Origin of the sequence: Pseudomonas sp. S3E17 (genome assembly GCF_024168685.1) — a bacterium.
Taxonomy (GTDB): Bacteria; Pseudomonadota; Gammaproteobacteria; order Pseudomonadales; family Pseudomonadaceae; genus Aquipseudomonas; species Aquipseudomonas marginalis.
Genome location: NZ_JALJWE010000001.1, coordinates 404,012 through 423,705, shown reverse-complemented (window position 1 = coordinate 423,705; position 19,694 = coordinate 404,012). Strand labels below are relative to the sequence as shown.

Here is a 19,694-nt window from a genome sequence, read left to right as displayed (position 1 = left end):
GTCATGCTCCTGACTCCCAATGCCATGAGCCGCAGGATGCGCTTGGGCCTCTACACCACCACCGGGTTGATCGGCCTGTTCCTGCTGCTGCCGATCGTGTTCATCGTGCTGCTGTCGTTCGGCTCGTCGCAATGGCTGGTGTTCCCGCCGCCGGGCTGGACGCTGAAATGGTACGGCCAGTTCTTCTCCAACGCCGACTGGATGAACGCGGCCATGGCCAGCCTCAAGGTGGCCGTGCTGACCACCGTATTCGCCGTCGCCCTCGGCCTGCCCACCGCCTTTGCCCTGGTGCGCGGGCGCTTCCCCGGCCGTGAATTGCTCTACGGCCTGTTCACCCTGCCGATGATCGTGCCGCTGGTGATCATCGCCGTGGCGGTGTACGCGTTGTTCCTCAAGCTGGGCTACACCGGCACGATGTTCGCCTTTGTGGTCAGCCATGTGATCGTGGCGCTGCCGTTCACCATCATCTCGATCATCAACTCGCTGAAACTGTTCGACCAGTCGATCGAAGACGCGGCGGTGATCTGCGGCGCCTCGCGGTTGCAGGCGGTGTTCAAGGTGACCTTCCCGGCGATTCGTCCGGGGATGGTCGCCGGTGCGCTGTTCGCCTTCCTGGTCTCGTGGGACGAAGTGGTGCTCAGCGTGATGATGGCCAGCCCGACCCTGCAAACCCTTCCCGTAAAAATGTGGACCACCCTGCGCCAGGACCTGACGCCTGTGATCGCCGTCGCGTCGACGCTGCTGATCGGCCTCTCGGTGCTGGTCATGCTGATTGCCGCCGCCGTTCGCCGGCGTACCGAAACCCGCGCTTGAGCGCCGAGGAGAAGAACATGAGTGCAGTGATCAACGATGTCGCGCAGAGCCACGGCCAACCCCTGGTCAGCCTGCGCAACCTGAACAAGCACTACGGTGAATTCGCTGCCGTGGACAACATCTCGCTGGACATCCAGGACGGCGAATTCCTCACCTTCCTCGGCTCCAGCGGCTCGGGCAAAAGCACCACGCTGTCGATGCTGGCCGGCTTCGAAACGCCGAGCAGCGGCGAGATCCTGGTCAGCGGCCAATCACTGGTCAATGTGCCGCCGCACAAGCGCGACATCGGCATGGTGTTCCAGCGTTACTCGCTGTTCCCGCATTTGTCGGTACGCGACAACATCGCCTTCCCCCTGGCGATTCGCAAACTGGCCAGCGCCGAACGCGAAAAGCGCGTCGACGCCATGCTCAAGCTGGTGCAGTTGGAACAGTTCGCCCATCGCCGCCCTTCGCAATTATCTGGCGGCCAACAGCAACGGGTCGCCATCGCCCGCGCGCTGGTGTACGAGCCACGCATCCTGTTGATGGACGAACCCCTCGGCGCCCTCGACAAGAAGCTGCGTGAAGACCTGCAAGACGAACTGCGCCAACTGCACCGGCGCCTGGGCATCACCATCGTCTACGTGACCCACGACCAGGAAGAAGCCATGCGCCTGTCACAGCGCATCGCGATTTTCAGCCACGGCAAGATCGTCGGCCTGGGCAGCGGCTTCGACCTCTACCAGAACCCGCCGAACGCGTTCGTGGCGTCGTTCCTCGGCAACTCCAACTTCCTCAAGCTCAAGGCCCAGGGCAATGCCGTAGCGGCGTTCGAAGGCCAATCCGTGTCGATCCGCCTGACCAGCGGGTTGCACACCGAGCAGGATGTACTGCTGATGGTACGCCCGGAAAAAGCCCTGGCGCTGAGTGTCGAACAGGCCGCTGAGCAACCGTTGGCGGCGGGCTGGAATGAAGTGTCGGCGATTGTGGGTGAAATGCTGTTCCTCGGCGAAAGCCAGACCTGCACAGTGAAAACCCTCGGCGGCACCTCGATGACGGTCAAGGCGCTGTCCGCTGCGGGCATGCCGCTCAAGGCCGGCGACCCGGTGCGTGTGCGCTGGGCGACGGCGGATGCGTGTGTGTATACGCAGTGGTCGGAGAGTGATCTGAACAAGGCCGCAGGCGCGCATTGAATCCCATGTGGGAGGGGGCTTGCCCCCTCCCACATTTGAAGTGCGTTTATCCGTCAACTCTTGCGCTCGAAAATCGCCCCCTCGATCCCCAACACCTCACGGGTATCCGCATAAATCCCCACGCCCTTCTCCCACACATGCTTGATCGAGCGGTCGGCGCAGCGAATCCGGTAATTGAGCTCGAACGGCTCCTGCCGTGACAACGCATATTGCACCTCGCGCCACACATAGTCGGCATCCTGCGCCAGGATCAGGCTGTTGTAGGTGAACTCATGGTTGTCCACCAGTCGCTCGGCGGGGTAGCCGGTGAGTTGCAGGCAGCCGGCGCTGACGAATTCCATGGTCCAGTCGCGGTTGTTGCGGCCGCGATAGATCAGGCCCGGCATGCTGTCGAGCAAGCTCATGCTGCTGCGCTGGCTGGCCTGCCAGGCGATTTCGCGGCGCTTGTGGGCAGTAACGTCCCCGGCCACCAGGTAGAAGCCTTGGGGGCCGCGCTTGAGGCTGATCTCGAACCAGCGCAATTCGCCGCTGGGGTGCACAAAGCGCAGGCGCTGGTTGAATGAGGTGTCGGGGCGGCGACGCAGTTCATTCAGGGCCTGGCGCCATAGCGGGCGGTCTTCCTGGTGCACGTAGTCCATCAGGTTGCGCTCCGCGCCCGGCGCGCCCATCAACTCGGCCCAGGCCAGGTTGAAGTGGGCGATCTGGCCGTTGTCGCGCAGTTGCAATAAGGCGGCGGGAAAGCAATCCATCAGGTCAATCGGCGGCGGCGCAAACGCTTCGGGGCTGTCCCTCATCTAGTGGCGCTCCTCGTGTTTCATCAAGGCACCGCTGTGCACCCAGGCCGCCAGCTCCAGGCGGGAATGCAGGCCGAGCTTCTGCAACAGGCTGCGCACGTAGATTTTCACCGTGCCGTCGCTGATCCCCAGTTCCCGGCCGATCTGTTTGTTGCTCATGCCGGCGGCGATCAGCGCCAGGGTCTGGCCTTCGCGCTCGGTAAGGTTTTCGCTGCCCGCAGCCTCACACGCTTGCGTGGGCTCGGCCTGGTCGGCGAGCAAGGCAATCAGGCTCGAGTCCAGCACGATCGCGCCCTTGTGGCAGTTGCGCATATACGCCAGCAACGCATCCGGCTCGGTTTCCTTGAGCACATAACCGCTGGCGCCCAGGCGCAAGGCCGTGAGCAACTCGGCGCGGTCCATGGAGGCGGTGAGCACCACCACCTGGCAATCCAGGCGCAACTGGCGCAGTTCATCCAGCACCTGTAATCCGCTGAGGCCAGGCATGTGCAAATCCAGCAGCACCTGTTGCGGCGTCAGGCTCACGGCCAGGTTGATGCCCTCGCGGCCGCTGGCCGCCTGCCCCACCACTTCGAAGTCGCCGCTGGCATCGAACAACTGCGCCAGGCCCTTGCGAAACAACGGGTGATCATCGATCAGTAATAAGGTCGTGCAGTCCATCGAGACTCCCCTGTGGCAGATCGTGGTGGCGACGCAGGCCAAGGTGCACGCGCACCCCGTGCGGGCGGATCGCTTCTATGCTCAGCCGTGCGCCGATGCTGGCGGCGCGCTCGCGGATAATCGCCAGGCCGAAATGGTTGTGCTCGTCGCAGGCCGGGATCAAGCCGATGCCATCGTCTTCCACCGACACCGAGGCGTCGCCGTCCTGGGTCTGGCGCAGTTCGATGCGCACGTGGCGCGCGTGGGAATGCCGCACCGCATTGGCCAGGGCCTCGCGAATGATCTGCAGGATCTGCAATTCGGTTTCCGGGCTCAGGGCGTCGTCGGCCAGGCGGTTGTCGAGTTCGAAGACAATGATGCAGCGCCGCGAGAACTCCGCGACCGAATCGGCCAGGGCCTGGCGCAGCGAGCGCCCGTCCATGGTCAGGCGCGCACTGGTGATCAGCTCGCGCACCTGGCGTTGCAGTTGGCTCAGGCCGGTGCACAGGTCCTGCAGTGCCGGCTCGCCCAGTTGCGACTGCAAGCCATGGGCCTGGAACGACAGGTAACCCAACTGCTGCGCCACCGAATCGTGCAGCTCACGGGCCAGGGCACCGTGGCGGGAGGTCGCCTGTTTGCGCTGCTGTTCACGGGTTTGACTGCGCAGGCGCACGCTCACACCTACCGCCTGCGCCGCCTCTTCCAGTAGCTGGCGCCAACTGCCACCGGCGCGCCGGGGAGTGTCGAGCAGCAATGCGCCCTTTTCACCCTCGGGCAAGGCGCACACCAGACGGTGCACGCCCCGTTGCCGGCACGGTCCGCAGGCTTGGGGGGCGTCCGTCACGCTGGCGTCGCGCCAGGGGCAACGCGCGACCTCCTGGCAGCCGTCGACCCACCCTCGTCGCGTCGGGCCCAGGTCTTCGCCGCCGAGGATCAGGTTGAGCCGGGCAGGCGGCAGCAGTGCGTCGAAACGGTCCAGGAAACCCGACAAGGCACCGTCAGCGTGCAGGGGCAACCCGGCCAACAACCTGCGCACGCTGCGCGCCTGTTCGGGGCGCACGGGCCCCAACCAGAGCGGCCAGCCTTTTGGTCGTGTCAGCACTCTTTGATAACTCCCCGTCCGGTTGCTCTGCATGGTCGAAAGGCCCAGCAACTTCCATGCCCCGAATGGCCGGCGCGCAAGGCTTATCTCCAAAGGCATAGCCCTTTTTCCAGATTGAGAAGATTTTCCCCATAGGAAAGTATCTCTCCCAACAGGAAACAAAACCCAGCGTGGAGAGCCCCCATGACCCACACCCGCAGCCGCCCTATCGTGGTGATGCAATCAGCCGCCGCCAGCGCAGCGTTCATCAACGAACTGCACATGCCCGTGCTGCTGAACGGCGAACATCCCGACTTTGCGCGGCGCCTGCAACAGGCGCTGGCCAGCGCCACCGTGGGCTGCCGGCTCTACCTGCTGGGCGACGAAGCCTTTATCTGGCGTGTGCACGGCGAGGCGCGTGCCGCGGGTATGGAAGACGACGAGATCGACATGACCTGCATCCCCGGCCTGCGCCAGGTGTATTGCGCACACTGTGGCCTGACCCAGGCGGCCGGGCCGGAGCCGCTGTTGAACTGCAGCGGCTGCCACGTCGGGCTGGAGGTCCGCACGCATTTTTCCCGGCGCCTGGGGGCGTATCTCGGCGTGTGCATCAACCCCGACCAGCCCTACGCGGGGTTCCAGCCATGAGCGCGGCCCTCAACGTCCAGGTCAGCGCCGCACGCATGCTCACGCCGGTGGTGCGCGAATTCACCCTGACGCCCGCCACGGGCAGCCTGCCCGGCTTCTCGCCCGGCAGCCATGTGCAGGTGCACCTGCCGCTGGCCGAGGGCACGGTGCGCAATGCCTATTCACTCACCAGCGACCCGGCGCAGCCCCAGCACTACCGCATCGCCGTGCGCCTGCAAGACGCGTCGCGCGGTGGCTCGCAGTACCTGCACAGGCAGGTGCAGGTCGGCGACACCTTGCAGATTTCACCACCGGCCAATCTGTTCGCCCCCCACGGCACCGCGCGCCTGCATATCCTCATCGCCGCCGGGATCGGGATCACGCCGTTCATGGCCTATATCGCCGCGATGGAACAACAGCAGGCCGACTTCGAACTGCATTACCTGTTCCGCCGGGGCCTCAGCGACGCCTACCTCGACGAGCTGCAACAGCGCCTCGGCCCGCACCTGCACACCTACGACCGACGCCCGGACCTTAACCCAATCCTCGGCAACCGGCCGCTGGGCAGCCACGTCTACACCTGCGGTCCGCAGCCCTTGCTCGAGGCGGTTGAGCAACACGCTGCACGCCTCGGTTGGCCGAGCAGGCGTGTGCATTCGGAAGCCTTCAAGGGCGCACAACCCGGCCAGCCATTCGACCTGCACCTGCTGCGCAGCGGCCGACGCCTGCGGGTCGAGGCCGAGCAAAGCCTGCTCGAAGCCCTGGAACACGCCGGACTACAGGTGCCCAACCTGTGCCGTGGCGGGGTCTGCGGCCAGTGCATCACGCGCCACCAGGGCGGCGCCATCGAACACCGCGACAGCTTCCTCAGCCCGGCCGAGCAGGCCGACTTTCTGATGCCCTGCGTCTCGCGCGGCAGCGGCCCCTGCGTTTCGCTGGACCTATAGGAGTGAGTGCCATGCCCCTGCAAACGAGCCCCGTGCTGAGCTATCGCGACGATTTCAGCTTTCGCAACAGCCCGGCCGCGATCCGGCGTTTTCCCTTTCCCTTTATCGAGGACAGCTACCTGTACTCGGTGAACATCGAACCGGCCATCTCCCGCGACCCCGGCTCGATCTATGAGCACGCCTTCGACATCGACGAGCACTACCGCTCAGAAATGGCCGAGCGCGCCCTGGTGCTGGACAAGGACCCACGCCGCTACCTGGTGATGCCCCACATGCAAGTGGCGGCCTGGGATGCGCTGCAGATGATCATGGAGCACCTGGCCGCCGACTACCCGCAGGCGTTCAGCCTGACGCAAAACGGCGAGCGCTGGCAGTGGCGCAACCACCTGCTGGACATCGACCAAGCCTTCATCTTCGGCGATGCCAGCAGCCTGCCCTGCGCGCCGCTGGAGTACATCGGCCGCCAGGTGCAGGGGGATTTCGCCCTGCTCGACCAGCGCGACGGCGACCTGTACATGGACGCCGGCCTGGTCACCAGCCCGGCCGACTGGTCGCTGGCGTTCGACGCCGGCATGAGTTTCAAGCAATGGCACGCACCGGTGCCCATGGCCCATCAGATGGGCGTGTTCGAACGGGCGCTGAAGTACCTGCTCAACCTGCAGGTCGGCCAGCCGGTACGGCGCTTGAACTGGACCCTGACCATCAACCCGCGCCTGGATTCGTCGCCGGAAACCTTCCATGAATGGGGCGCCGATCGCGGCCGGATCACCGCGCAGAACGTCGGCCAGCAGGTGCACCTGCGGGTCGAGCTGCAAGTGATGGCGCGCCTGCCGCGCAGCCACGCGGTGATGTTCAGCATCCGCACCTACCTGATCAGCCTGGACGAGCTGGTCACGCAACCCGGCTGGGGCTGTCGCCTGCACCGCGTGCTGCGCGACCTGCCCGACCCCATCGCCGACTACAAGGGCATGACCCGCTACCGCCATACGCTGGTCGAGTGGCTGAGCCAGTTCGACCCACAGGCCTGACGCCCCTTCTTCTACGACAAGGAACCTCACATGACCCACTCATGGCGTATTTCTGCATTGGCCGACCGGCACCGCGCCCTCGGCTCCCACCTCGAAGACTGGAACGGCATGGGCACTGCCTGGACCTACAGCAGTGACCTCGCCGACCACCACCAGGCGATCCGCACCCGCGCCGGCCTGATGGACGTGTCCGGCCTGAAAAAAGTCCATTACGTGGGCCCCCACGCCGAGAGCCTGTTGCAGTGGGCTACCACCCGCGACATCGCCAAGCTCTACCCCGGCAAATCGGTGTACGCCTCGATGCTCGACGAGGACGGCAAGTTCGTCGATGACTGCATCGTCTACCGCACCGGCCCCAACGCGTTCATGGTGGTGCATGGCGCCGGCACCGGGCATGAAATGCTCGTGCGCTCGGCCCAGGGCCGGCAAGTGGCGGTGCTGTTCGATGACGACCTGCACGACCTGTCGCTGCAAGGTCCGCTGGCGGTGGATTTCCTCGCCGAACACGTGCCCGGCATCCGCCAACTGGCGTACTTCCACCACCTGCAAACCCGCCTGTTCGACCGCCCGGTGATGATCTCGCGCACCGGCTACACCGGCGAACGTGGCTATGAGATTTTCTGCAAGGCCGCCGATGCGCCGTTCCTGTGGGACAGCATCCTCGAACAAGGCGCGAGCCTGGGGATCATTCCCTGCGCCTTCACCGCCCTGGACTGGTTGCGGGTGGAAAGTTCGCTGATGTTTTTCCCCTACGACAACTCGCAGATGTACCCCTTCGCCGACCAGAAGGCCGGCGACACGCTCTGGGAAATGGGCCTGGATTTCACTGTTTCACCTGGCAAGAACGCCTTCCGTGGCGCCGAAGAACACCTGCGCCTGCGCGGCCAGGAGCGCTTCAAGATCACCGGCGTGCTGCTTGAGGGCGTCCGCGCCGCCGAGGCCGGCGACACCGTGTGGCAGGGCAACCAGCAAGTCGGCGTGATCACCTGCGGCATGTATTCGCGCCTGAGCAAACGCTCGATGGCCATCGCGCGCATGAGCGTCGCCTGTTCCGAACCCGGTATTGCCTTGCAGGTTCGCGGCAGCCTCGAGGCCAGCGCCAGCACCCACGCCCTGCCCTTCGACGACCCGCAGAAAACCAAGCGCACGGCCAAGGGCTGAGCCTTCCTTCACTGAACTCAGGAGCTTTCGATGGACGCCTCCCGCGAACATTACATCCTCAAGATCACCTGCCCGGCGGCGTCCGGGATTGTCGCCGCGATCAGCGCGTGCCTGGCCCAACAGCAGTGCTACATCAGCGAGCTGGCGCAGTTCGACGATGAGTTCACCGGGCAGTTTTTCATGCGCGCGGTGTTCCGTTTCAACACCGGCGTGAGCGGCGACATCGGCGCCCTGCGCAAAGGCCTCGGCGACCTGGCCGGTGGTTTCGACATGCACTGGCAGTTGTTCAGCTCACGCCAACCGACCCGCGTGCTGCTGATGGTCAGCAAGTTCGACCACTGCCTCACCGACCTGCTCTACCGCCACCGCAAGGGCGAGATGGACATGCACATCACCGCCGTGGTCTCCAACCACCTGGACCTGCGGGCGATGGCCGAGCGCGAAGGCATCCGCTTCATCTACCTGCCGATCACCCAGGACACCAAGGCCGGCCAGGAAGCCGAGCTGATGCGCATCGTCGAAGACACCCAGACCGACCTGGTGGTGCTCGCGCGCTACATGCAGATCCTGTCCGACGGGCTGTGCCAGCAACTGTCGGGCCGGGCGATCAATATCCATCACTCGTTCCTCCCAGGGTTCAAGGGCGCCAAGCCGTATCACCAGGCCTATGACCGCGGCGTCAAGCTGATCGGCGCCACCGCCCACTACGTCACCAGCGACCTGGATGAGGGCCCGATCATCGAGCAGGAAATCCAGCGCGTCGACCATACCCACCTGCCCGACTCGCTGGTCGCCATCGGCCGTGACACCGAAACCGTGGCCCTTTCCAAAGCCCTGAAATACCACCTGGAACACCGGGTGTTCATCAACCAGGACAAGACAGTGATCTTTCGCTGAAACCTTCAGGAGGCACGCTCATGACCCTACGTGTTGCAATCATCGGTGCCGGCCCATGCGGCCTGGCGCAACTTCGCGCGTTCCAGTCGGCCCGCGACAAAGGCGCCGCCATCCCTGAGCTGGTGTGCTTCGAAAAACAGCAGGACTGGGGCGGCATGTGGAACTACACCTGGCGCACCGGCCTCGACGAGAACGGCGAGCCGGTGCACGGCAGCATGTACCGCTACCTGTGGTCCAACGGCCCCAAGGAATGCCTGGAGTTCGCCGACTACACCTTCGAAGAGCATTTCGGCCGGCCCATCGGTTCCTACCCGCCGCGTGAAGTGCTGTGGGACTACATCAAGGGCCGCGTGGAAAAGGCCGGCGTGCGCGACTACATCCGCTTCAACAATGTGGTGCGCCAAGTCACCTTCGACGAACAGAGCCAGCACTTCACCCTCTACGCCCACGACTACACCAGCGACACCTTGACCTGCGAAACATTCGACTACGTGATCAACGCCTGCGGCCACTTCTCCACGCCTAAGGTGCCGTACTTCGAAGGCTTCGAACAGTTCGCCGGACGCATCCTGCATGCCCACGATTTCCGCGAGGCGCTGGAGTTCAAGGACAAGGACCTGCTGATCGTCGGCAGCAGCTATTCAGCCGAAGACATCGGCTCGCAATGCTACAAATACGGTGCGCGCAGCATCACCAGTTGCTACCGCAGCGCGCCCATGGGCTATGCCTGGCCGGATAACTGGGAAGAAAAACCGCTGCTCCAGCGCCTGGAAAACAACCGCGCGTACTTTATCGACGGCAGCAGCAAGCACATCGACGCGGTGATCCTGTGCACCGGCTACAAGCACCACTTCCCGTTCCTGCCCGATGAACTGAGCCTCAAGACCGACAACCGCCTGTGGCCGATGAACCTCTACAAGGGCGTGTTCTGGGAACCCAACCCCCGCCTGATCTACCTCGGCATGCAGGACCAGTGGTACTCCTTCAACATGTTCGACGCCCAGGCCTGGTATGCCCGCGACGTGATCCTCGGGCGCATTAAGTTGCCCGGCCACGCCGACATGGTCGCCGACAGCCAAGCATGGCACGCACGGGAGCAGGCCCTGGAAACCAACCAGCAGATGTTCGAGTACCAGGGCGCCTATATCCAGCAACTGGTGGACGCCACCGACTACCCGAATTTCGACATCGCCGCCGTCAACGAAACCTTCCTGCACTGGAAGCACGACAAGGCGGAAAACATCATGGGCTATCGCGACAAGTCCTATCGCTCGCTGATGACCGGCACCCAGTCGCCGCCGCACCACACGCCGTGGTTGCAGGCCCTGGATGACTCGATGGCGGCGTACTTGGGCGAGCCCGCGACCCCCATCAAGTCGGTCGGCTGATGATGAATGCACCGCGTGTTTCCCATCCCCGCGAACCCGGGCTGTTTGCCCGCGCGCCGAACCTGGAACGCTACCGTGTGGCCGCCGGCGGCGTGACCCTGGTCGACTTGCAGCCCGGCGACGGCCTGCAAGTGATCGACGTCGAAGGCCGGCAAACCTGCGCACTGCTGGCCCTCGACGCCGGCGGCCGCAGCGCCCTGGCGAGCTGGGGCCTGAGCGGGTCGACGGCGTGCAGCGTGCCTGGGCGTATCGGCCAGGCGCTCCAGCGGCGCGGCATCGATGCACAGGCCTTGCCGCTGGCGGCCTCGCTATGGGACGCCGACAGCCCGCCCGGCCACAGCCGACAGTTTGTCGCCGAGGACGCGCTGCTGGTGATCGTCGCCGCCCCCGCCGAGGCCACCGCCGAGGCCACCGCCGTGGACCGGCAATACCGGCCCAGCGAGCTGCGTCTGATAGTGACGCGGGCCAATCCGTCGCCGCTGCTGCTGCCGGCCCTGCCCGAGCCGTTGGGCGACGTACTCGACGAATTCACCCTGCGCGCGGGCACCGCCCACAGCTATACCGTCGCCAAAGGGCAGTACATCCAGGTGCTGGACGTCGCGGGCCGCCAGTGTTCGGACTTCGTCGCCCTCGACCGGCGCGCCCTGGATCGCGGCGTCGAGCTGGACCTGGACCAGACCGTCACGCGCACCCTGAACGGCAGCGCCTACCCGGCACCGGGGCTGTTCTCGAAGTTTTTCGACCGCCATATGCAACCGATGCTGGAGGTGGTGCAAGACACCGTCGGGCGCCACGATTCATTCGCCCTGGCCTGCGCGGCGCGCTACTACGAAACCCATGGTTATTTCGGGCACGACAACTGCAGCGACAACCTCAGCCGCGTCCTCGCCCCCCATGGCGTGCAGGCGCGCAACGGCTGGCCGGCGATCAATTTCTTCTTCAACACCGGTATCGATGCGCACCAGCAGATGACCCTGGATGAACCCTGGTCACGGCCCGGCGATTACGTGCTGCTGCGGGCCATGACCGACCTGCTGTGTGGCAGTACCTCGTGCCCGGATGACATTGACCCGGCCAATGGCTGGAACCCGACCGACATCCATGTCCGCATCTACAGCGAGAAGGAGCGTTTTTCCATCGCCATGAGCACTCGAACCACGGCGGATGCCGACCCGATCCTCACCCGTGAGTCCGCGTTTCACTCACGTACCCGCGCCCTCACCGGCAGCTTCACCGACTACCGCAACTGGTGGCTGCCATTGCGCTACGACGGTTACGGCGTCACCGAGGAATACCTCGGTTGCCGCGAACGGGTGGCGGTGATGGACCTGACTGCCCTGCGCAAATTCGAAATCATCGGCCCCGACGCCGAAGCCCTGTTGCAGTACTGCCTGACCCGCGACATACGGCGCCTGGCGGTGGGCCAGGTGGTGTATTCGGCGATGTGCCACGCCCACGGCGGCATGCTCGACGACGGTACCCTGCTGCGCCTGGGCCCGGACAACTTCCGCTGGATCTGCGGCGAAGACTATGCCGGCGTGTGGTTGCGCGAGCAGGCACAGAAACTGGGCATGAAGGTGTGGGTCAAGTCCGCCAGCGAGCAGATTCACAACCTGGCGGTGCAGGGGCCGCTGAGTCGTGAGCTGCTCAAGCAGATGGTCTGGACCCCGCCCACGCAACCGAGTGTGGAAACCCTCGGCTGGTTTCGCTTCCTGGTCGGTCGGCTGGACGGTTTCGACGGCTGCCCGTTGATGATTTCGCGCACCGGCTACACCGGCGAACTGGGCTTTGAGGTGTGGTGCCAGCCCGAAGACGCCGAACGGGTCTGGGACCGCATCTGGCAACTCGGCCAACCCTTGGGCCTGGTGCCCCTGGGCCTGGAAGCCCTGGACCTGCTGCGCATCGAAGCCGGGCTGATTTTCGCCGGGTACGAGTTCAGCGACCAGACCGATCCGTTCGAGGCCGGTATCGGTTTCAGCGTGCCGCTCAAGAGCAAGACCGACGACTTTATCGGGCGTGACGCCCTGCTGCGGCGCAGTGCCCATCCCAGCCACAAGCTCGTTGGCCTGCACCTGAGCGGCAACGAGACCGCCCACCATGGCGACCCGGTGTACCAGGGCCGGGCCCAGGTCGGGGTGATCACCAGTGCCTGCCGGTCACCGCTGCTGGCCAGCAATATCGCACTGTGCCGGGTCGACGTGAGCTGCGCCGAGCCCGGCACTGAACTTGAGATTGGCAAAGTCGATGGCCTGCAGAAGCGCATCAGCGCCACGGTCAGCGCAGCGATTTTCTACGACCCGGACAAAAGCCGGGTGCGCAGCTGATCGTCCCGAAACGTGTGTGCCACCCCATTTTGACTGCCCCAACCTAACCGCTATTCAGACATGGGAATACGAAGATGGAAGCGACGACGTTCGAGGCTGTACCGCAGGCTGCCGGCTCGGTGGGCAGCCTGCACCGCAAGATCGACTGGCGCGGGGCCTTCTGGGTCGCCAGTGGTGTGCCCGCGCTGGTGTTGTTCTCCATCGGTGCGATTGCCGCCACGGTGGGCAAACCGGCATGGATCGTGTGGATCGTGTCGATCCTGTTCGGGTTTATCCAGGCCTTCACCTACGCCGAGATCGCCGGGCTGTTCCCGCACAAATCCGGCGGCGCCTCGGTGTACGGCGCGGTGGCCTGGGTGCGCTACAGCAAGCTGATCGCACCGGTGTCGGTGTGGTGCAACTGGCTGGCCTGGTCGCCGGTGCTGTCCATCGGTTCGGGGCTGGCGGCGGGGTATATCCTCACGGCGCTGTTTCCCGCCGATGCGTTGATCAACACCTGGCAACTGACCCTGCTGGACCTGGGCTGGGTCAAGAGCGGCCTGTCGTTGCGCATCAACGCGACGTTCGCCATTGGCTTGTTGATTTTGCTCACGGTGTTTGCCGTGCAGCACGGCGGCATCCTGCGGTCGGCGCGCCTGACCCTGGTGCTCGGCGTCACCTCGTTGATTCCGCTGCTGCTGGTGGGCGTGGTGCCGTTGTTCACCGGGGATGCGACCCAGGCCAACTTCCTGCCGCTGTACCCCCTGGCCCATGACGCGGCCGGTCAAGTCATCGATGGGCCGTGGGATATGTCCGGCTGGTCACTGATGGCCGGTGGGCTGTTCATGGCGGCGTGGTCCACCTACGGCTTTGAAACGGCGGTGTGCTACACCCGTGAGTTCAAGGACCCCAAGCGCGACACCTTCAAGGCAATCTTCTACGCCGGCCTGCTGTGCATCCTGGTGTTCACCCTGGTGCCGCTGGCATTTCAAGGCAGCCTCGGGCTGGGCCAACTGGTGACGCCGGCGGTGCTCGACGCCAGTGGCGCAATCGTGACGCCCGCGGTGTACAGCGGCCTGCTCTCGCCGGCGATCTACAGCGGCATGGGCGTTGGCCAGGTGTTGGCCGACAGCATCGGCGGCGGCAAGGTGGTGGCCAATATCGTGCTGATCATGCTGGTGCTGGCGACGTTGCTGGCGATCATGACCTCGATGTCCGGTTCGTCGCGCACCCTGTACCAGGCCTCGGTGGATGGCTGGCTGCCCAAGTACCTGGGGCGCACCAACGAACATGGCGCGCCGACAGCGGCAATGTGGACCGACCTGTCGTTCAACCTGCTGCTGTTGCTGATGTCGGACTACGTGTTCGTGCTTGCGGCGTCCAACGTCAGCTACATCATCTTCAACTTCCTCAACCTCAATGCCGGCTGGATCCACCGCCTGGACCGCCCCGACTGGGTGCGTCCGTACAAAGCCCCCACCGTGCTGCTGGCAGCCGGCGCCGTGCTGAGCTTCGTCAACCTGGCCTGCATGGGCCTGGGCGCGGACATCTGGGGCGCAGGCACGCTGGTCACCGGCCTGCTGTTGGCGCTGCTGATCCTGCCGGTGTTCTGCTACCGCCACTATGTACAGGACAAGGGCCGCTTCCCCGCCGCCATGCTCACCGACCTGTATATCCAGGCCGATGACGGCCAGCGCCGCGCCGGCTGGCTGCCCTATGCCACGCTGGTCGCCGGTGTGCTGGTGGTGTATGCCTGCCATCAACTGGTAGCCTGAGCCTTCCGGCCTGCCTATGGCTGAGGGATTCTTATCCCTCAGCGCCTTATTTCCCCAGACAACGGTGACGCTTTTGACCAGCTCTCTCCCCACGCCTGCCCGCGATATCGACGGCAAGGCCATCTCTGCCCAGGTGCTCGACGAGGTTCGCGAAGAGGTCCTGCTGCTTGCCTCGCAGCAAATCTACCCGGCCCTGGCGGTATTGCTGGTGGGCGATGACCCGGCCAGCCACGTCTACGTGCGCAATAAGCTGCTGCGGGCCAAGGAAGTCGGGATTCGCTCCCTGGAATACCGGCTGCCGGAGGATGCCAGCCAGACGCAGGTGCTCGACCTGCTTGCCCAGCTGAATGCCGATGCGACGGTCAACGGCATCCTGGTGCAGTTGCCGCTGCCGGCGCATATCGACGAGGCGGCAGTGATCCACGCGATCGACCCGATCAAGGACGTGGATGGCTTCCACCGCGAAAACGTCGGTGGCCTGGTGCAAGGCATCGAGGTGCTCACGCCCTGCACGCCCAGCGGCTGCATGCGCCTGCTGCACGAAACCTGCGGCGACTTGAGCGGCTTGCACGCGGTGGTGATCGGTCGTTCGAACATTGTCGGCAAACCCATGGCAACCCTGCTGCTGCAGGCCAACTGCTCGGTCAGCGTGGTGCACTCGCGCAGCGTCGATGCACCGGCGCTGTGCCGTTTGGCCGACATCGTCGTCGCCGCCGTAGGCCGGCCGCAGCTGATCGACGCCAGTTGGCTCAAGCCCGGCGCAGTGGTCATTGATGTGGGGATCAACCGCATCACGACCGAGGCCGGCACACGGTTGGTGGGGGATGTGGATTACGCCAGCGCACGCACCGTAGCCAGCGCGATCACGCCGGTGCCCGGCGGTGTGGGACCGATGACGATTGCCTACCTGCTGAAGAACACCCTAGTGGCGAGCCAGCTGCAACGCAGCAAGGCAAATGCGGGAGGGGACTTGCCCCCCGTGGCCGTGGCTCAGCTACAACCCAGCTGACTGGCAGACCGCTGTCAGCGCATAGGTATCCACAACGGTAACCACGATGCGAAGCGAGCCGCTCTTGATCTTGCTTTAGATCTTGATCTTGATCTCAGGCGCCCCGTTAACCACGCTGGCCGGAATCCGATAGTGATTTGGGGGGTAAACCGGCAGGGATGCCGGTTTAGCCGCCCCGCGCCATGGATGGCGCGTGGCGGCGGCCCCCCGAATCACTGTCGGATTACGGGCACACCGAGCCTGGGCGAGGTGCCGAGTGGTGGGGCGAGGACTTTTTGCTTACTTTTGGGTCCCTCCAAAAGTGAGTCGCTGTAAGAGCGAAACCATAAGCAGCCGTTACCGCAGCAACGGATATGTACTCGATCTGATCCAACATCCTGGTCGGCTGTCAGGCCGCCATCGGGGGCAAGCCCCCTCCCACATTTCAGTCCCGTGGCACCAGTTAGAGAGTCGTCGGCTCCCGAGCCGCCAAGGGGCAAGTCGAATCGTCGCACCGCCCCTCCCACATTTTGAGCTGCGTTTACTCAGGCGGAATGATCAGTGGTTGTAGGCCCGCTCATTATGCTCGGCCAGGTCCAGCCCCATCTCCTCCACCGACTCATGGGCACGCAAGCCGACCAGGGCATTGACCCCCTTGAGGATGATCCAACTGATCACAAAGCAGTACACCGTAGTCAGCAGCACACCCTTGAGCTGGGCAACCACCTGCCCGCCCATGGTCACACCTTCCACCAGGCCCCCCATGGACGGTACACAGAACACGCCAGTCAACACCGCGCCAATCATCCCGCCAATGCCGTGCAGGCCGAACACATCGAGGCTGTCGTCGTAGCCGAAACGGCGCTTCAACACCGTCACGCTCAAGTAACAGAACACCCCGCACAACAAGCCGATGGCCAACGCACCGCCGACGCCCACGTAGGCACACGCCGGGGTAATCCCCACCAGGCCGGCCAACGCGCCGCTGGCCAGGCCGAGGGCACTGGGCTTGCCGACCTTGAACCACTCGGTGAACATCCAGCCCAGGATCCCGGCGCAGGCGCCCAACTGAGTGTTGAGCATGACGATGCCCGAGGTGCCGCTGAGGCCGCCGCCGGAGCCGATATTGAAGCCGAACCAGCCGACCCAGAGCATCGCCGCGCCAGCCATGGTCAGGCTGAGGTTATGCGCCGGCATCGGCGTGTTCTGGTAGCCCTTGCGCTTGCCGAGAATCAGGCACGCAGCGAGCGCGGCCACACCGGCGTTGATGTGCACGGCGGTGCCGCCGGCAAAGTCGAGCACGCCCCAGTTATGCATCAAGGCCCCCGAACCGCCCCAGACCATATGCGCCACCGGGGCATAGACCAGGGTGAACCAGAGGGCCATGAACAGCAGCGCCGCCGAGAACTTCATGCGTTCGGCAAAGGCGCCGGCGATCAGGGCCGGGGTGATGATGGCGAAGGTCATCTGGAAGGTCACGAACACCCCTTCCGGAATATCCCCCACCAGGCTCTCCGGGGTCATGCCCGCCAGAAAGGCGCGGCTCAGGCCGCCGACAAAACTGTTGAAGGTCACCTGCCCTTCGACCATGCCGGTGGTGTCGACCACCATGCTGTAGCCGTAGATCACCCACAGCACGCCCACCAGGCCGGCAATGCCGAAGCACTGGGTGAACAGCGAAAGCATGTTTTTCGCACGGACCAGGCCACCGTAGAACAACGCGAGCCCCGGCAAGCACATGAACAGCACCAGCACGGCGGCGGTGACCATCCAGGCGGTGCTGCCGGTGTTCAAGGTGGGGGCGTCGGCGGCGTACGCCAAGGGTGCAAAGGCACCGGCCACTAATAAACCGAAGAGGGATTTGCCAAGAAGACGATTGACCATGTTCAAAGCTCCTGCAAAAGAAATGGGAAGTACCTGGGTGGAGTGAGCGGGCTTGCCCCGCGCTGGGTGGCGAAGCCGCCCGTAAACCAACCGCCGCATTTCTACCTCAATGAATGCGGCGGCTTTATTGGGGTGGCTTCGCCACCCGGCGCGGGGCAAGCCCGCTCACTACAGGGGCCCGCTAGTAACCGGAACCTGGCACCCAACTGGTCCCCGCCAGCGGCACCCGGGCCATGGCGGCCGATTCCACCGTCAGCGCCACCAGGTCCTCGGGGTCGAGGTTGTGCAGGTGCGATTTGCCGCACGCACGGGCCATGGTCTGCGCTTCCAGCACCATCACCCGCAGGTAGTTGGCCAACCGCCGCCCGCCTTCCACCGGATCGAGGCGCTTGGACAGCTCCGGGTCTTGCGTGGTAATGCCGGCCGGGTCGCGGCCGTTCTGCCAGTCGTCGTAGAAACCAGCGGCCGAGCCGATTTTTTTCAGTTCCGCGTCCAGCCGTGGGTGGTTGTCGCCCAGGGCAATCAGCGCCGCCGTGCCGATGGCGACCGCATCCGCGCCCATCGCCATGGCCTTGGCCACATCGGCACCGTTGCGAATCCCGCCCGACACGATCAACTGGACCTTGCGGTGCATGCCCATCTCTTGCAAAGCCTGTACCGCTTGCGGGATGGCCGACAAAATCGGGATGCCCACATGCTCGATAAACACTTCCTGGGTCGCGGCAGTCCCGCCTTGCATGCCGTCGAGCACGATCACATCGGCACCGGCCTTGACCGCCAGCTTCACGTCGTAATACGGCCGGCTCGCACCGATTTTCACGTAGATCGGTTTTTCCCAATCGGTGATTTCGCGCAGCTCGGCAATCTTGATCGCCAGGTCGTCGGGGCCGGTCCAGTCCGGGTGGCGGCAGGCGCTGCGCTGGTCCACGCCGATGGGCAAGGTGCGCATGCCGGCCACACGCTCGGTGACTTTCATGCCGAGCAACATGCCGCCACCGCCGGGCTTGGCGCCCTGGCCGAGGACGATTTCGATGGCGTCGGCCTTGCGCAAATCATCCGGGTTCATGCCGTAGCGTGATGGCAGGTACTGATACACCAGGTGCTGGGACTGGCCGCGCTCTTCAGGGGTCATGCCGCCGTCACCGGTGGTGGTGCTGGTGCCGGCGATGGTCGCGCCGCGGCCCAGGGCTTCCTTGGCGTTGGCCGACAACGCACCGAAACTCATGCCGGCGATGGTCACCGGGATCTTCAGGTGGATCGGCTTCTTGGCGAAGCGGTTGCCGAGGATCACATCGGTGCCGCACTTCTCGCGATAGCCTTCGAGCGGGTAGCGCGACACGCTGGCGCCGAGCAGCAGCAAGTCATCGAAGTGCGGCAGCTTGCGCTTGGTGCCGCCACCGCGAATGTCGTAGATGCCGGTTTCGGCGGCACGCTGGATTTCCTGGATGGTCAGGCGGTCGAAGGTGGCCGACTCGCGCAGGACCGGAGGGGTTTGTTCAGTCATGGTGAAGCTCCTGATCAGTACGCGGAGGCGTTATCGACTTTGAAGTTGTAGAGTTGACGGGCCGAGCCGTAGCGCTTGAAATCCGCCGCCTGGTGGGCGAAGCCGGCGCGGTCGAGCAGTTCCTGCAACTCTTGCAGGTGCTCGCTGCGCATCTCTTTTTCGACGCAGTCCGAGCCCAGGGACTCCACCGTGCCTTTCACGTAGATATGGGTTTCGTAGAGCGAATCCCCCAGCGCATCGCCGGCGTCGCCGCACACCACCAGGCGCCCGGCCTGGCCCATGAAGCAGCTCATATGGCCAATGCTGCCGCCGACGACGATGTCGATGCCCTTCATGGAAATCCCGCAACGCGCGCCCGCATCGCCCTCGATCACCAGCAGACCGCCATGGGCCGTGGCCCCGGCCGCCTGGGACGCGCTGCCTTTGACACGCACCGAACCGGACATCATGTTCTCGGCGCAGCCCACGCCGACATTGCCGTGCACGGTGATCGAGGCCTGCTGGTTCATGCCCGCGCAGTAGTAGCCGGCGTGGCCCTCGATATCGATGGACACGGCCTGGTTCACCCCCACCGCGAGGTTGTGCTTGCCGTTGGAATGGGTCACGCGCCATTCGTTGTCGATGGCCTGGGCGTGCAGCGCCTGGTTGAGGTCACGCACGGTGGCGGTGGAAAGATCGATGGTTTTCATGTGT

The 19,694-nt window shown here is 64.7% G+C and carries 17 protein-coding genes; 11 read left to right on the top strand and 6 right to left on the bottom strand.

From position 1 onward, the window contains the following. The first annotated feature begins 3 nt into the window (after positions 1 to 3). Both J3D60_RS01720 and J3D60_RS01715 read left to right on the top strand, forming a co-directional pair. Positions 4 to 813, top strand: coding sequence for an ABC transporter permease (locus J3D60_RS01720; RefSeq protein WP_253489113.1), 810 nt, complete (start codon positions 4 to 6; stop codon positions 811 to 813). Positions 814 to 830: 17 nt separating this feature from the next. Continuing rightward, positions 831 to 1,985: an ABC transporter ATP-binding protein gene (locus J3D60_RS01715; protein ID WP_253489110.1), complete on the top strand. Its 1,155-nt coding sequence runs from the start codon at positions 831 to 833 to the stop codon at positions 1,983 to 1,985. A 53-nt stretch (positions 1,986 to 2,038) separates the two neighbouring features. On the opposite strand, the gene J3D60_RS01710 is transcribed toward J3D60_RS01715, so the two are convergent. From J3D60_RS01710 to J3D60_RS01700, 3 genes are read right to left on the bottom strand one after another with little or no spacing between them, the layout of a single operon-like run. Continuing rightward, positions 2,039 to 2,779, bottom strand: coding sequence for a PAS domain-containing protein (locus J3D60_RS01710; RefSeq protein ID WP_065926400.1), 741 nt, complete (start codon positions 2,777 to 2,779; stop codon positions 2,039 to 2,041). After that, a complete protein-coding gene (locus J3D60_RS01705; RefSeq protein ID WP_065926401.1) occupies positions 2,780 to 3,439 on the bottom strand; it encodes a response regulator in 660 nt (219 codons plus the stop codon). Next, entirely contained in the window at positions 3,408 to 4,454 is a 1,047-nt protein-coding gene (locus tag J3D60_RS01700) for an ATP-binding protein (RefSeq protein WP_367399674.1), read from the bottom strand. The genes J3D60_RS01705 and J3D60_RS01700 overlap by 32 nt, the downstream gene beginning before the upstream one ends. 249 nt (positions 4,455 to 4,703) lie before the next feature. On the opposite strand from J3D60_RS01700, the gene J3D60_RS01695 reads away from it, so the two are divergent. From J3D60_RS01695 to folD, 9 genes are all read left to right on the top strand, one after another. Next, the gene (locus J3D60_RS01695; protein WP_253489104.1) at positions 4,704 to 5,147 is read left to right on the top strand and encodes a dimethylamine monooxygenase subunit DmmA family protein; all 444 of its coding nucleotides are present in this window, start codon (positions 4,704 to 4,706) and stop codon (positions 5,145 to 5,147) included. Further along, positions 5,144 to 6,073 (top strand): PDR/VanB family oxidoreductase, encoded by a 930-nt coding sequence (locus J3D60_RS01690; protein WP_253489102.1) that lies wholly within the window; start codon positions 5,144 to 5,146, stop codon positions 6,071 to 6,073. Before J3D60_RS01695 ends, J3D60_RS01690 begins: the two co-directional genes overlap by 4 nt. Positions 6,074 to 6,084: 11 nt before the next feature. Then, the gene (locus tag J3D60_RS01685) at positions 6,085 to 7,101 is read left to right on the top strand and encodes a DUF3445 domain-containing protein (RefSeq protein ID WP_065939725.1); all 1,017 of its coding nucleotides are present in this window, start codon (positions 6,085 to 6,087) and stop codon (positions 7,099 to 7,101) included. A gap of 30 nt (positions 7,102 to 7,131) precedes the next feature. Continuing rightward, the gene (locus J3D60_RS01680; RefSeq protein ID WP_027603588.1) at positions 7,132 to 8,262 is read left to right on the top strand and encodes an aminomethyltransferase family protein; all 1,131 of its coding nucleotides are present in this window, start codon (positions 7,132 to 7,134) and stop codon (positions 8,260 to 8,262) included. A gap of 30 nt (positions 8,263 to 8,292) precedes the next feature. Further along, a complete protein-coding gene (gene purU / locus J3D60_RS01675; protein WP_065939724.1) occupies positions 8,293 to 9,159 on the top strand; it encodes a formyltetrahydrofolate deformylase in 867 nt (288 codons plus the stop codon). Between the two features lie 20 nt (positions 9,160 to 9,179). After that, the gene (locus J3D60_RS01670; protein WP_253489099.1) at positions 9,180 to 10,547 is read left to right on the top strand and encodes an NAD(P)-binding domain-containing protein; all 1,368 of its coding nucleotides are present in this window, start codon (positions 9,180 to 9,182) and stop codon (positions 10,545 to 10,547) included. Positions 10,548 to 10,549: 2 nt separating this feature from the next. Then, positions 10,550 to 12,871, top strand: a complete 2,322-nt coding sequence (locus J3D60_RS01665) for a DUF1989 domain-containing protein (protein WP_253489096.1) — start codon at positions 10,550 to 10,552, stop codon at positions 12,869 to 12,871. 74 nt (positions 12,872 to 12,945) lie between these two features. Then, entirely contained in the window at positions 12,946 to 14,625 is a 1,680-nt protein-coding gene (locus tag J3D60_RS01660; RefSeq protein ID WP_065939721.1) for an APC family permease, read from the top strand. A gap of 73 nt (positions 14,626 to 14,698) precedes the next feature. Next, positions 14,699 to 15,634 carry a bifunctional methylenetetrahydrofolate dehydrogenase/methenyltetrahydrofolate cyclohydrolase FolD gene (folD, locus tag J3D60_RS01655; protein WP_253489092.1) on the top strand — a complete coding sequence of 312 codons (936 nt, stop codon included), beginning with the start codon at positions 14,699 to 14,701 and terminating at the stop codon, positions 15,632 to 15,634. Positions 15,635 to 16,171: 537 nt separating this feature from the next. Here folD and J3D60_RS01650 read toward each other — a convergent pair. From J3D60_RS01650 to J3D60_RS01640, 3 genes are all read right to left on the bottom strand, one after another. After that, on the bottom strand, positions 16,172 to 17,497 hold the full coding sequence (locus tag J3D60_RS01650) for an ammonium transporter (RefSeq protein ID WP_253489089.1): 1,326 nt from the start codon (positions 17,495 to 17,497) through the stop codon (positions 16,172 to 16,174). Between the two features lie 181 nt (positions 17,498 to 17,678). Beyond that, the gene (locus J3D60_RS01645; protein ID WP_027603581.1) at positions 17,679 to 19,001 is read right to left on the bottom strand and encodes an FMN-binding glutamate synthase family protein; all 1,323 of its coding nucleotides are present in this window, start codon (positions 18,999 to 19,001) and stop codon (positions 17,679 to 17,681) included. 14 nt (positions 19,002 to 19,015) lie between these two features. Continuing rightward, entirely contained in the window at positions 19,016 to 19,690 is a 675-nt protein-coding gene (locus J3D60_RS01640; RefSeq protein WP_027603580.1) for a protein glxC, read from the bottom strand. Positions 19,691 to 19,694 lie beyond the last annotated feature (4 nt).